General features: G+C 63.0%; 13 protein-coding genes. 6 read left to right on the top strand and 7 right to left on the bottom strand.

Annotated elements, in window-relative coordinates:
- Positions 1 to 1,170 (bottom strand): NAD(P)H-hydrate epimerase (locus ACE3OH_RS13085; RefSeq protein ID WP_374353364.1); only part of this gene is annotated, 1,170 nt, incomplete at its 3' end.
- Between the two features lie 76 nt (positions 1,171 to 1,246).
- On the opposite strand from ACE3OH_RS13085, the gene ACE3OH_RS13080 reads away from it, so the two are divergent.
- Genes ACE3OH_RS13080 through yidD form a run of 6 tightly spaced genes read left to right on the top strand, consistent with a single transcriptional unit; the run spans position 1,247 to position 4,630 of the window.
- Complete coding sequence (locus tag ACE3OH_RS13080) at positions 1,247 to 1,738, top strand: NAD(P)H-dependent oxidoreductase (protein WP_374353360.1); 492 nt, start codon at positions 1,247 to 1,249, stop codon at positions 1,736 to 1,738.
- On the top strand, positions 1,725 to 2,015 hold the full coding sequence (locus ACE3OH_RS13075) for a GIY-YIG nuclease family protein (RefSeq protein ID WP_374353357.1): 291 nt from the start codon (positions 1,725 to 1,727) through the stop codon (positions 2,013 to 2,015). The genes ACE3OH_RS13080 and ACE3OH_RS13075 overlap by 14 nt, the downstream gene beginning before the upstream one ends.
- Positions 2,012 to 3,274, top strand: coding sequence for an ATP-binding protein (locus ACE3OH_RS13070; protein WP_374353354.1), 1,263 nt, complete (start codon positions 2,012 to 2,014; stop codon positions 3,272 to 3,274). The genes ACE3OH_RS13075 and ACE3OH_RS13070 overlap by 4 nt, the downstream gene beginning before the upstream one ends.
- Complete coding sequence (locus ACE3OH_RS13065; protein WP_374353351.1) at positions 3,271 to 3,810, top strand: response regulator transcription factor; 540 nt, start codon at positions 3,271 to 3,273, stop codon at positions 3,808 to 3,810. Before ACE3OH_RS13070 ends, ACE3OH_RS13065 begins: the two co-directional genes overlap by 4 nt.
- A gap of 7 nt (positions 3,811 to 3,817) precedes the next feature.
- On the top strand, positions 3,818 to 4,168 hold the full coding sequence (locus tag ACE3OH_RS13060; protein WP_374353348.1) for a hypothetical protein: 351 nt from the start codon (positions 3,818 to 3,820) through the stop codon (positions 4,166 to 4,168).
- A gap of 36 nt (positions 4,169 to 4,204) precedes the next feature.
- Complete coding sequence (yidD, locus tag ACE3OH_RS13055) at positions 4,205 to 4,630, top strand: membrane protein insertion efficiency factor YidD (protein WP_374353345.1); 426 nt, start codon at positions 4,205 to 4,207, stop codon at positions 4,628 to 4,630.
- A 118-nt stretch (positions 4,631 to 4,748) separates the two neighbouring features.
- On the opposite strand, the gene ACE3OH_RS13050 is transcribed toward yidD, so the two are convergent.
- From ACE3OH_RS13050 to ACE3OH_RS13025, 6 genes are all read right to left on the bottom strand, one after another.
- Positions 4,749 to 5,129 (bottom strand): hypothetical protein, encoded by a 381-nt coding sequence (locus tag ACE3OH_RS13050; protein WP_374353342.1) that lies wholly within the window; start codon positions 5,127 to 5,129, stop codon positions 4,749 to 4,751.
- Between the two features lie 137 nt (positions 5,130 to 5,266).
- Positions 5,267 to 6,637, bottom strand: coding sequence for a hypothetical protein (locus tag ACE3OH_RS13045; RefSeq protein ID WP_374353339.1), 1,371 nt, complete (start codon positions 6,635 to 6,637; stop codon positions 5,267 to 5,269).
- A 151-nt stretch (positions 6,638 to 6,788) separates the two neighbouring features.
- Entirely contained in the window at positions 6,789 to 9,266 is a 2,478-nt protein-coding gene (locus tag ACE3OH_RS13040) for a DUF3570 domain-containing protein (RefSeq protein WP_374353336.1), read from the bottom strand.
- Positions 9,266 to 9,457 (bottom strand): DUF4266 domain-containing protein, encoded by a 192-nt coding sequence (locus tag ACE3OH_RS13035; protein ID WP_374353366.1) that lies wholly within the window; start codon positions 9,455 to 9,457, stop codon positions 9,266 to 9,268. The genes ACE3OH_RS13040 and ACE3OH_RS13035 overlap by 1 nt, the downstream gene beginning before the upstream one ends.
- 296 nt (positions 9,458 to 9,753) lie before the next feature.
- Complete coding sequence (locus ACE3OH_RS13030) at positions 9,754 to 10,182, bottom strand: hypothetical protein (RefSeq protein ID WP_374353333.1); 429 nt, start codon at positions 10,180 to 10,182, stop codon at positions 9,754 to 9,756.
- 91 nt (positions 10,183 to 10,273) lie between these two features.
- Entirely contained in the window at positions 10,274 to 10,975 is a 702-nt protein-coding gene (locus tag ACE3OH_RS13025) for a hypothetical protein (protein WP_374353327.1), read from the bottom strand.
- Positions 10,976 to 11,481 lie beyond the last annotated feature (506 nt).

Below are 11,481 nucleotides of genomic sequence, written 5' to 3'. Positions count from 1 at the left end.
CTTGAGCACAATGGTGGCGGCAAACAGGCTGGCCAGTTGGCGGGCGGCGCCATAGCGATCGGCCTGGATGGCGGCGGTACTGCAGGCCAGCAAGCGGGCGGCCTCGCTCGGGTGCGGGGTCAGAATCGTCACCGCAGGGCGGATCGCAAGCGTCTGCCGCAAGGCCGCGTCCTCGGCAATCAGGTTCAGTGCATCTGCATCAAGCAGCAGTGGCTGGGAGCTGGCAAGCGCATGGCGCAGCAGGCGGCGGGCCTCGGCCGAAACGCCCAGTCCCGGTCCGATAGCAATGGTGCTGGCCTGATCCATCAGCTCGGCCGTGGCTGGCCGCAACATCAGTTCCGGCCGGGCAAAGTCGACACTGGGGCCCTGCGGGTCCAGCAGGCCGGCGTATACCTTGCCGGCGCCGGCATGCAAGGCAGCGCGACCGGCCAGCAGCGCCGCGCCGACCATGCCAGCGGCGCCGCCGATGATGGCCAGCGTGCCGAAGCGGCCCTTGTGGGAGTCGCTGGGTCGATCGAGCTGCATCTCCGCCGAGATGGTGGCGCAGCTGGCTAGCTCCCCGTTGGCGAGCAGTTCCTCCGGTACGTCGAGCCTTGCCAGCAGGCGCTGGCCGACCACATTGCACGCCGCCCCGGTGAGCAAGCCGCGCGCGGTGCCGATAAAGCTCAGCGTCCAGTCGGCACGGATCGGCCGGCCCAGCGCAGCGCCGGTATCGGCGTGGATGCCGCTTGGCACGTCCAGCGCCAGGGTGGGCAAGGCCTGCGCATTGGCCTGGTCGATAATGGCTTGCCAGTAAGGTTGCAGCGGTCGGTTGAGTCCGATGCCGAACAAGCCATCGACCAGCATGGTCCATGGTCCGGCTGGCCAAACCTTGTGGATGGTGCCGCCGACCGCCAACCAGTCGCGATAGGCGGCAGCCGCATCGGCTGGCAGCTGGTCTGTGTCGCCCGGCATCAGCACCGCCACGGCAATGCCACGCGATTGCAATAGCCGCGCCGCCACCAAGGCGTCGCCGCCGTTATTGCCCGGCCCGACCAGCAGCAGAACCGGCCCGGCGCCCTGTGCGGCGATACAGTCGGCAGCGGCCGCGCCGGCGCGCTGCATCAAGGGAAGCTGGCGGGCGAGGGCGAGCTGTTCGATCTGGCGTAGCTGGGCAACGGTATGGAACATGGCTGGCAGGCGGTGAAGGCGTGCCCAGATTGTAGTGGCAGCCGGCCGGCGACAGCGGATAGCATGCGCATTCTTGATGGCGCACTGGTATGCCGTGGCGGAATCACTCAAACAATTGCTGATCGTGCAGGCAGGCGAAACCGCCTCTGGCCGCAGTGCGCGACTGGCGCAGGCGGCTCTCGCGGGTGCGCAGGCTGAGGCGGCGGTGCGCAGCGTTCTGTTGCACGCGCTGCAAGCCGGCATCGATGACTTGCTGGCGGCCGATGCGCTCTTGCTGATCACCCCGGAGAAATTCGGCTATATGGCCGGTGCGCTGAAAGACTTTTTCGATCGCACCTTCTACCCGGCGCAGGGCAAGGTGGAAGGGTTGCCCTATGCCCTGATGGTAGTGGCCGGCAATGACGGCCGCGGGGCGATCAGCTCGGTGGAGCGCATTGTGCGTGGCTATCCGTTCAAGCCGGTGGCCAAGCCTTGGCTATTGCAGGGGGAGTCGGGCGACGCGGAGCTGGATACCGCCCGCCAACTGGGATTGGCGCTGGCCAGCGGGGTGGCGTGTGGCATCTTCTGAACAAGTGCCCAAGGCCTGGTGTGTGTATCTGCTGCACTGCGGCGATGGCAGCCTGTATTGCGGTATCAGCAATGATCTGGCGGCGCGCATTGTCACGCATAATGCCGGGCGCGGTGGCCGCTATACCCGCGCACGCCTGCCGGTCAGCCTGGCCTGGTTTGAGCCTTACAGCGACCGCGCCAGCGCCTCGCGCCGCGAATGGCAAATCAAACAACTGCCGCGCGAGGCCAAGCTGGCGCTGATTGCGCAGCCTGAAGCTATTGAAACATCTGCATGATCCCGCATCCTATTTCCATCAGCGCACCCACTGTCAATCTGCACCGCCTGTTCTGGCTGCGCAATATCGCCATCACCGGCCAGCTGCTGGCGGTGCTGGTGGCTTACCGCTATCTGGAGCTGGCGCTACCGCTGTTGCCCTTGTTGGCGATCATCGCCCTGATGGCGCTGGCCAATGGCATAACCTGGCTAAGGCTGCGCCGCTTCGGCCAGCTCGGTGACCGGGAGGTGTTCGGCCAGATCCTGCTCGATGCGCTGGCCTTTACCGGCCTGATGTATTTCAGCGGCGGCCCCACCAATCCGTTTGCCGCCTTCTACCTGGTGCCGATCACCATGGCGGCCGTACTGCTGCCGCGCCGCTTCAGCTGGGCGATTACCGCCGTGTGCATTGCCGGCTACAGCCTGCAGCTGGCCTACTATGTGCCGCTGCCTAGCCTGAGCGAAAACCACGGCACCATGATGCGGCTGCATATCGTCGGCATGTGGCTGACCTTTTTGCTCAGCGCCCTGATCGTCGCCTTGTTTGTGGTGCGCATCCGCGAGCGCGACCGCTTTCTGGCCCACGCCCGCGAAACCCTGTTGCAGGACGAGCGCATTCTGGCCTTGGGCACCATGGCGGCGGGCGCCGCCCATGAGCTGGGCACGCCGCTCGGTACCATGGCCATCCTTACCAGCGAAATGGCCGAGCAATACGCCGCTGATGCAGCATTGCGCGACGATTTGCAGCTGCTGCGCGCCCAGGTGGAGAGCTGCAAGCGCATTATCAGCAAGCTGCTGGATGAGGCGGGGCAGGGCCGTATCGACGGCTGCCGGCCACAGTCGCTACTGGCGCTGGTCGATGAGGTGGTGCAGCACTGGCAGCTGATGCGACCCCTTGCAGGCTTTAGCCGTGCCGCCGCGCCAGCCGGGCCGGCGCCCGAGGTGGCGGTAGACCATAGCCTGAGCCAGGCGCTGATCAGCATTTTGAACAACGCCGCCGACGCTTCGCCCGAGGCGGTGGCGCTGCAGCTGGACTGGGATGAGCAGCAGGTGCATATCGATGTGCTCGATGCCGGCAGCGGCCTGCAAGGGCTGGCGGCCAGCCAGATCAGCGCGGCGTTTTTCAGTACCAAGGCAGGCGATGGGCGCGGCCTTGGACTGTTTCTGGCCAAGGCAGCCATCGAGCGGCTGGGCGGCAGCTTGCAGTTTTTTGCCAGACCGCAAGGCGGTTTGCAGACCCGCATCAGCCTGCCGCGTTTGCCGGCGAGGAGTAAGCAATGAGTGAGGAATTGGCCAGCCTGTTGCTGGTGGACGATGACCAGGATCACTGCCGGGTACTGGCGCGGGCCCTGGCGCGCCGCCAGTTTGCGGTGCGCTTGGCGCATAGCGCCGCTGAGGCGCTGCTACTGGCCGAGGCCGAGCCGCCCGAATATGCCTTGATCGATTTGAACATGCCCGGCGATTCCGGCCTGACCCTGATCCCGCGCTTGCTGGCGCTCGACGCCCAGACCCGCATCGTGGTGCTGACCGGCTACGCCAGCGTGGCCACCGCAGTCGAGGCGATCAAGCTTGGCGCCATTCACTATCTGGCCAAGCCGGCCGATGCCGACAGCATCGTCAAGGCCTTCGCCCAGCGCGAAGGCAACCCGGCGCTCCCGGTCGCCAGCCAGCCGCAAAGTGTCGACAGGCTGGAGTGGGAGCATATCCAGCGAGTGCTGCTGGAAAACGCCGGCAATATCTCGGAAACCGCCCGCCAGCTGAATATGCATAGGCGGACTTTGCAGCGGAAGCTGGCAAAGTATCCGCCACGGTGCTGATATTTCAATGAATTTTCGTTATCTGATTACTGCTGTCATTCAGCTTGGCATAACGGTGAGCGCGCTTGGCATGGTCATCATGGTTTATTGCTACTTTGCCGAGCAGTATGCCCATAAGAGAGCGAACGATTTTTGTGCGAGTGTTCATATCAATAGCTCAGCCGAACAGGTGATCGCACGGGCCGTCGCCGCAGGCGCAGTACAACGATATTTAAAGTGGCGTTTGGGGCGGAATGAGTACGAACATAAGCTATTACCTGTCGTATTTACTGGGGCTACGCCGCTTTCCAGGCATATGTGCAATATCGAGGCAAGGAATAAGACTGTGGTGGGCGCGCATTATTCGTATCTGGATTAGTAGCCCACTTAATAGACCTATAGCCCTTGGGGGGATATGCGAAGACTTATACTTGCTGCGATAGTTGCATACCAACGCTACCTGTCGCCACACAAGGGTTTTTCCTGCGCCTACCGGATCCACACCGGGCGAGGCAGTTGCTCGGCTTTGGGTTTTAGGGCTGTGCGTAGATATGGCGTTATTGCGGGTCTTATGATTCTTAGGCGCCGTACCTATTTGTGTGGCCTTGCTTACCGGCGTTGTGCTAGGCCGAGTGATCGCTTCCTTCATGCGCAGCAAGGATTCTGCGATTTGAGCTGTGATTTGCCTTGTGACGCCCCAAGTTTCGACGCATGTCAATTATACTCGCTTGGCGATTTGCTGAGTTGTTGCGACTGCGGAGGCTGTGATTGGTCGAGCCGCAATCGTAAGCGTGAAAAGGGCGAGCAATATGTGTATATCCCTCCCAAAGTTAAACGCTAAGCGCAGAATCGTATTCGTCCCTAGCATTGATCTATAGACTGAATCATCGGTATTTTTTACTTCTGCCTTGCGTGAATAGGGTGTTCTTGGCGTAGAAGTGTCGATTGGCTGTGATTGCCTACCACGCCGGATGCGATCTTGAGGATGGCGCTGTTGGCGGTGTCGGAGATATACAGTGCTCGTTGAATCGGGCGGCGCTGGCTGCGCCATCAGTGCGGCTGGCTACGCCGGCACTGCCGGCGATGGTGGTCACGGTGCCGTCGGCGCTGAGTCGACGGATGGTATGGTTGGAGCTATCGGCCACATACATCGTGCCGCTGCTATCGATGGCAATGCCGCGTGGCGAATAGAACTCGGCAGTGCTGCCGCTGCCGTCTTTCCCTTTGACAAGCGGCTCGGTGGAGCCGGCCAGCGTGGTGAAGGTCAGCGCACTGTCGGCCGCCTGGCCGAACAGTGAGCACATGGCCAACAGGCCGAACAGGACAAGTCGCGCGATCATGATGCACCCTCGTGGCGGGGGAAGACTTATCACGATAACAGCCGTTCGCACCATCTGCCCTGCGCGACATCGAGCGCGGGCAACATGCCGCAGCGCGTCGGTGGGTGCACTGCGGCAAGGCTTGCCTTTGGGGCCGACTACTGAATTACATACATCTGCTTAAACATTTGGTTCTGCACCATATCTGCGAGACAGGCCTGGGCAGTGTTACCACGGCCATAGCCGGCATACACCTGCGTGCCGGAGAGGCCGGCCAGGGCGGTATTGGAGAGCAGTGTCGCTTGGGTGCTGGCCAGTGGTGCCACGGTAAAGGCCTCTGGCTTGGCTGGGTTGAACGGGGTCCAGCCCTGGGCGCCATATAGCAGCCAGCTGGAGTCGCTGCGCATGGCCGCGAAGAAGCTGCAGCCATTCTGACCGCTGTCGCTGGCATTTGGCGCCAGGCTTGCGGTCAGGGTTGGGCTGGGACTGGCGCCTGAAAATGCCAGGGTGGCGGTCCAGGTGTTAGCGCCGGCGACAAGCCGGAAAATGCCCTTTTGCGTTGCTGCGAAGACCGTGCCCTTGGCATCAGTTGTCATTGCCCAGACAATCCGCCCATCCTGCTTCAAGCCGTCGTTCAATAGCACCCAGGACGAGCCATTGTTGCTGCTACTGTAAACACCTTCGGTAGTGCCGATGTAGATCGTGCCATCTGCGCCTATGGTCAGGGCAAGAATGCTGCTCACTGGCAGTCCGCCTGCTACGTCCGACCAGGTCTGCCCATCCTTGCTTCGTTTGAAGATGCGGGTCGATGTGTTCTGGGCGGCAGGATTGCCGGACAAGCTGCTGGATGTGCCTGCCGCGTAAATGGCGCCTTGCTGATCGAAACCCAGGGATGTCATGAAAAGGTTGCTGCCTTGGTCAGTCAGCAGTACTCGGCTAAGGAGTGCCCCTTCCTTTTCCACAAATAAGCCGCGTAGCGTTGCGGCAATCAATTTGCCATTTGCATCGACCGCCAGGGCTTTTATCGGTGCATCTTCCACTGTTAGCCCATTATCAACTTTCGCAATCGCGACGCCGGTCCAGGATGCGCCGCCATCGCTGCTTTTCGCCACTTCGCTCTGGAAGAGGCTCGGAGCGCCAACATAGACATTATCGTTGCCATCGATGGTGAGGCCGGCAATCTGGCTGCTTGCATCTCGCAAGGAATACACCACGCTAAAGGTCGACCCGCCATCGCTGCTTTTGTAGAGGCGCGATCCGGATCCGATATAAATGTTTCCTTTGCGATCGATGTGAAGTTCACCCACGTTGGGCAGCAGGTCGGTCTTCAATGTCGTCCACGACGCGCCGCCATCGCTGCTTTTGAGCAATCCGGCGGTGGTTCCGGCAAAGATGTTGCCATTGATATCGGTGATGATGGTGCCGGTAGGCTGAGTGATGCCGGGAGTCTGCACCCAGGTACTGCCAGCAGCGGCCGGCAGGCCTGCGGCCAAACCGATCAAAGCAAGACCGAGGACGATTTTTTGCAAGCGGCTCGATAGCACCGAGTTGTCCTTCTAGATACACGAAAGGGCGTGAGTGTAGGCAAAACATTGCTGCGAAGGTATTCACCATGCACTTGGTGTGAAAAATCCCGAGTTGGCGCAGCGGCATTGGCGTGAATGCCTTGCTGGCGCTGCATTACAGGCCCATTCGCCACTCCGCCAGCAAACTGCCGCCGGCGCTCAGCTGCGTGCCATTGAGCCGTTGCCACACTGGCTGCTGCCAAGCGACGGCCAGTTGTTGGTGGTTGGGCAGATTGACACTGAAGCCCAGCGCCAGTGCGGCGCTGCGGCCGCCGTAGTTGGCGGGGTTTTCCGCGCTGCTGCTGATGGGGCCGGCTTCGCGGAAGCTGCCGCGCAGTGCACCTTGCTGCTGGTAGCTGGCGCGCGCCTGCAGGCTCAGACGCTCGCTCAGCGCCACGCCCTGCCACAGGTTCGCTTCCAGCGTGTTGCCCAGCGCATAGCCTTGCCGGTTGTGGCTTTGCAGGCGCACGGTGGCGCCGAGCTGGCTGCCCCAGGACCAGGCGCCGGCGCCGCCTTGCCAGCTCAGCGCCGGTTTGACATCGACGGTACCGCTGCCCGGCTGCATGGCGTAATCGAGCAATTCGCCATCGCGCTGATGGCTGCGCCGCTGGCGCAGATCGGTAGCGCCAGTGGGCAGGCTGATGCCGAGATCGACGATGGGCGCATGGTCGTGCTCGCCGAGTTTGAACAAGGCATGTAGCTCGGTATCCCCCACGCCGCTGCTGGCATGGCGGTGGGCATGGCTGTCGGCGCTGCTGGCGCCGGCTAGCCGGCGCATATCCATGCGCATATCGACAAACTGCGGCATCAGCATCAGGGTCAGGCTATCGCTCGCTGCCCACATCAGGTGCGGCATATACATGCGCATGGTCATGGCGCTGGGCATGCTGCTGCATGGCAAGTTGCCGCAGGCCGCCTCGCTGGTGCTGCTGCCAGCTTGCTGCAGGCCGCGGTAGTAGCTGTCGCTATAGCGATAGCCAAGCATCCAGTCGCCGCCATGGGCCAGCAGGTGGCCGGGCAGCAGCCCCGCCGGCAGGGCAGTGTGCTGATGCGCATGGTGCGGCAGCGGCGCTTCGCCCGGCGCGGCCTCGTCCAGGGCGATCTGCAGGGCGGCGTGAATGTTCAGTGCGTGGTAATCGGCATAGCTGGCTTCGCCGCCCGATGTCAGTGCACCGGCATGGCGGTAGTATTCGCCGCCCAGTTGCAGGCTGGCGCCACGGCCGAGTTGACGGCTTAGCGTGAGGCCGGCGCTGATGGCGCCGAACGCGGCCAGCCGTGGGTCGCTGCTGAACTGGCCGGGTAGCAGGCGCGGATTGAATTCACGAATGCTCACCTGCTCATCCGGGCCAATGGTCACCTGTCGGTAGGCCTGCTGCGACAGCAAGTACGGCTGGTAAAAGCTGGCGGCGCTCTGGCGGTAATAGCGCAGGCTTGGCGTCAGCGTCCACCGCTCGCCCAGCGCCTGCCGCCATTCGGCGTTGACGGTATGGGCGCGTATCTGCCAGTCGTCGTGGAAGTAGCGATAGCCCAGCGCCAGGGCGGCATCCCACGCTGGCAGGTAGCGCTGGTAGTTGGCCGCCAGCGACCATTGCCGGCGCAGACCGGGGCGTTGCTCCAGCAGCGCTCGCAGATCGCCGCTCAGCAAGCTGGCGTTGGCTGGATTGGCGCGTGGATCGACAAAGATCACGCTCATCGCCCGGTAGGGGTTGGACAGATAGCCGCTATTGCGGCTGTAGGCCAGATTAAGCTGCATGGTGCTGCGTGCATCGATTACCTGTGAGAGCCCAAGATCGATACCACTATCGTTGCGTTGGCCGTGCAGGCGCTGCTGGCTGCCGTCCTGAATCAGCTGGCTTTGGAACGCGGTCTTGGTGATATAGGGCGCGGCATCGTGGTCCAGCGTTGCATCGATGCGGCCCTGGCCGTAGCGCAGGGCGATGCTTAGCTGGCTGAGCTTTTGGTTGAAATCCCAGCTCGTGCCAAGGCTGGCGTAACGCGACTGGTAATCGGGTTCGTCCGAGCCGCCAAGCGTCAGCTTGATGCTGCGTTCGCCTTCGCTCAGCGCCCCGCTGATGCTCGCTTCGCGGCGGGTTTCCGGCGAGGCGCTGCTCAGGGTGTGGACCAATCGCTTGTCGGCCACCAGTTTGCCGCTGCTATCGGCCTGCATCGGGGTGAACTGGCGATCCAGGGTGACTGGCCCGTTCAGATAGGGCGATGCGCCCACCGTAATCAGCTGACCGGCGCTGCCGGTGCGGATAGCCCGGTTGCCGTGGGCGGCCAGCGGTGCGGTGGTGATCGGAGTGGCGCCGGACCAGCTGTCCTGGGCAAATTCAAAGCGCAGCTGCAAGGCATCGAGCGGCTTGGCTTGCCAGCTGCCGCGCAGGCTGTCCACGGTGAGCGGCGGCAGGCTATTGGGCAGGTCGATCAGCGTGCGGCGGCTTTCGCGATAGTGGCTTAGCTGCAATTCGCTGGCTGGCTCATCGGCCTTTGCGGCGGTCGGCGCCAGGCCGGGCAGCAGCAGGGCGGCCGCCGCCAGCGCCTGTAGCGAGGCGCGTGCGGTATTCGCGTTGGCAGGGGCGTCGGCGCTGTGCATCAGTAGCAGCCACAGCCGGCCGCGCCGGCGCCCATGCTGCCCGAGGCAGCTTCGCGACTTTGGTAGCTGTGCTCGCGCATGGCGGTGTGCAAGGTATTGGCCGGGTTCATCACTGGCTTCGCCAGCGCGCCTCGCTGCCACGGCGCGGGTGCGGCGCAGCCGGCCAGGCTGAGCAACAGGCCCAAGCCCATCAATGCGCCAATCCGCAGAGGTCGGATTTTCGTAGGCGCGGCGTTAGCTGTGAATACACCGGGTTTTGTGGCTGATACCTCTGTGGCCCAGCTGTGCATCCGGAGCCGGAAGGCAAACCTGTGGACACAGAGAACAGGGAGTGCACAGAGCGCACGGAGAACAGCCAAATCCCGACGGCTTTTCCCGGTGTTCTCAGTGCAACCCAATTCAAGCAACTGCCGCATTGCCAGCCTGCGCATTTCCCTGTCCTCGCAAATTACCCAGCCTGCGCCCAGGGCGCCCCGGCGCTGCCTGATCACGGCTGATACTGGTAAACCACGCCATCGGTGCCGGTATGAATATCGCCGGCCTTGTTCAGACAGTGCACGGTCAGGGTAAACACCACGCTGCCGGCGCCAGTCTTGGTAACGGTCACGCCATACAGGCCATTGCCGCCCGGGGTATTGGTGACCTGAGAGAATTCAGCGTCGCCATTGATCGGGTCGGTGGTATTGGTCACCACCTCGCCCTTGCGTACCTGCACGCTGACCAGCGGGCCGCCGACGGTTTCGGTGCGCACCTGCATCTGCAGATGGTCGGTATCGGCGCCGGATTCGTTCGAGCAGATCACCCCGAAGTAATCGACCGCGCCGGCAGCCGGCCCCAACGACAGGGTAAAGGTATGGGCAGCGGCAAACGGGCTGAGCAGCAGGGCGGCGAGGGTTGTGCGGAGCAGGGCTTTCATCGGGCATCCAGTGGGCGAGGGCGAGACAAAATGAGCAAATGCCGCCCCTGATCGGGCGGCATTCTATACAACTTGCTGCGCTGAGCAGCGATCAGTCGAGATAGCCAGGAATCGGCAGATTGGCATCGATATCCTCGGCCGACGGGGTCAGGGTCAGCTCGTAGCCGGTGCCACAGCTGGCCGGCAGCGGATTTTTGACCAGATCGCGATTGAAGATCAGGCTTGGTGCCGCGCCAATGCCGTCCACCTTCGGATCGTTGAATTTCGGCGTCAGGGCCGGAATCCACAGATTGCGCGCGCCGTTTTTCTGGCAGATATCGGCCACCGCCAGCTTTACGATCAGCTTGGTAGCGCAGGCATTGGGCTTGAAGCTGATGCCGGCGGTACGAAATGGCACCAGGCCGGTCATGCTGGTATCGAGGCTGCCATCGAGGCTGGTAAAGCCGATCACATTGCCCTTGGCGTCGAGCTTGCTGCTTTGCTTGGCGAAAATATCGCGGCTTTGCACCAGCTTGCCAACGCCAGCCAGGCTGGTGATGGAGAACACATCATCGGGGCCGGCCCAAGCGCCGGCGGTGACGGCGGCGGTCGGCTTGATGGTCGGGAACACCACGCTTTGCGCAATCACCGGCTGCTTGCTGCCATCGGCCAGGGTGCAGCCGTGGCCGATCACCAGATTGTTGTAGGTGGTGGCGCCTTCGGTGACCTGGGTCTGCACCACGGTATGGGCCATGGCACTGCCGCAAGCGGCAGAGAGCAGGGCGAGAGCGATGGCTGTGTGACGGACGATCATGCGGTTTTCCTTGATGATGGCTGGACAGGTTTGGCCGGGGAGACCGGATCGGTACTACCCCTGGCAATCGGCGCGCATTTTAGCTGTCATCAGGCTTTCGCCCCTGCGACATATTGTCGCAGTGCCGCTGCTGGCAAGGGTTTCCAAGCTACAGCCGGCTGCGGTCGGGCCAGAACTCGCCTTGGCTGCATCCAGGCTCAAACCTGCTGTCCCGGACTGCCCCGCAAGCTGCTGCGGTGCTCGGCGAGGCCGACGGGGATGGGGCTCTCCGTAGCTGGTGCTGTGTGTATGCGACGACTGTGGCGGGCTGCGCCCGCCATCGCGGCTGAAGCCGCTCCCACAAAAAGCGAGGCGGCCACAGGCCGCCCTACGGCGCTTGATAACCTCCTGCGCTTCCCACGGAGCGCCCCTCTGCCCTCGGTGGCGCCGAGCATCGCAGGCCAAGTCGGGAGAAGGCGAGGGGTGTTTGAGGCCCGCAGGGCCGAGTTCCCGAGCCGCCGACTTGG

Origin of the sequence: Chitinimonas sp., from assembly GCF_041904975.1 — a bacterium.
Taxonomy (GTDB): domain Bacteria; phylum Pseudomonadota; class Gammaproteobacteria; order Burkholderiales; family Chitinimonadaceae; genus Chitinimonas.
The sequence above is the reverse complement of the archived record's forward strand: the minus strand, read 5'-3'. Positions and strand labels throughout refer to the sequence as shown.

Excerpts from the sequence above, each read along its gene's own strand:
- ACE3OH_RS13040 (WP_374353336.1), bottom strand. The coding sequence starts at position 9,266 with ATGCACAGCGCCGACGCCCCTGCCAACGCGAATACCGCACGCGCCTCG.
- ACE3OH_RS13070 (WP_374353354.1), top strand. The coding sequence starts at position 2,012 with ATGATCCCGCATCCTATTTCCATCAGCGCACCCACTGTCAATCTGCAC.
- ACE3OH_RS13035 (WP_374353366.1), bottom strand. The coding sequence starts at position 9,457 with ATGGGCTTGGGCCTGTTGCTCAGCCTGGCCGGCTGCGCCGCACCCGCG.
- ACE3OH_RS13025 (WP_374353327.1), bottom strand. The coding sequence starts at position 10,975 with ATGATCGTCCGTCACACAGCCATCGCTCTCGCCCTGCTCTCTGCCGCT.
- ACE3OH_RS13030 (WP_374353333.1), bottom strand. The coding sequence starts at position 10,182 with ATGAAAGCCCTGCTCCGCACAACCCTCGCCGCCCTGCTGCTCAGCCCG.
- ACE3OH_RS13050 (WP_374353342.1), bottom strand. The coding sequence starts at position 5,129 with ATGATCGCGCGACTTGTCCTGTTCGGCCTGTTGGCCATGTGCTCACTG.
- ACE3OH_RS13065 (WP_374353351.1), top strand. The coding sequence starts at position 3,271 with ATGAGTGAGGAATTGGCCAGCCTGTTGCTGGTGGACGATGACCAGGAT.
- ACE3OH_RS13060 (WP_374353348.1), top strand. The coding sequence starts at position 3,818 with ATGAATTTTCGTTATCTGATTACTGCTGTCATTCAGCTTGGCATAACG.
- yidD (WP_374353345.1), top strand. The coding sequence starts at position 4,205 with ATGCGAAGACTTATACTTGCTGCGATAGTTGCATACCAACGCTACCTG.
- ACE3OH_RS13080 (WP_374353360.1), top strand. The coding sequence starts at position 1,247 with ATGGCGCACTGGTATGCCGTGGCGGAATCACTCAAACAATTGCTGATC.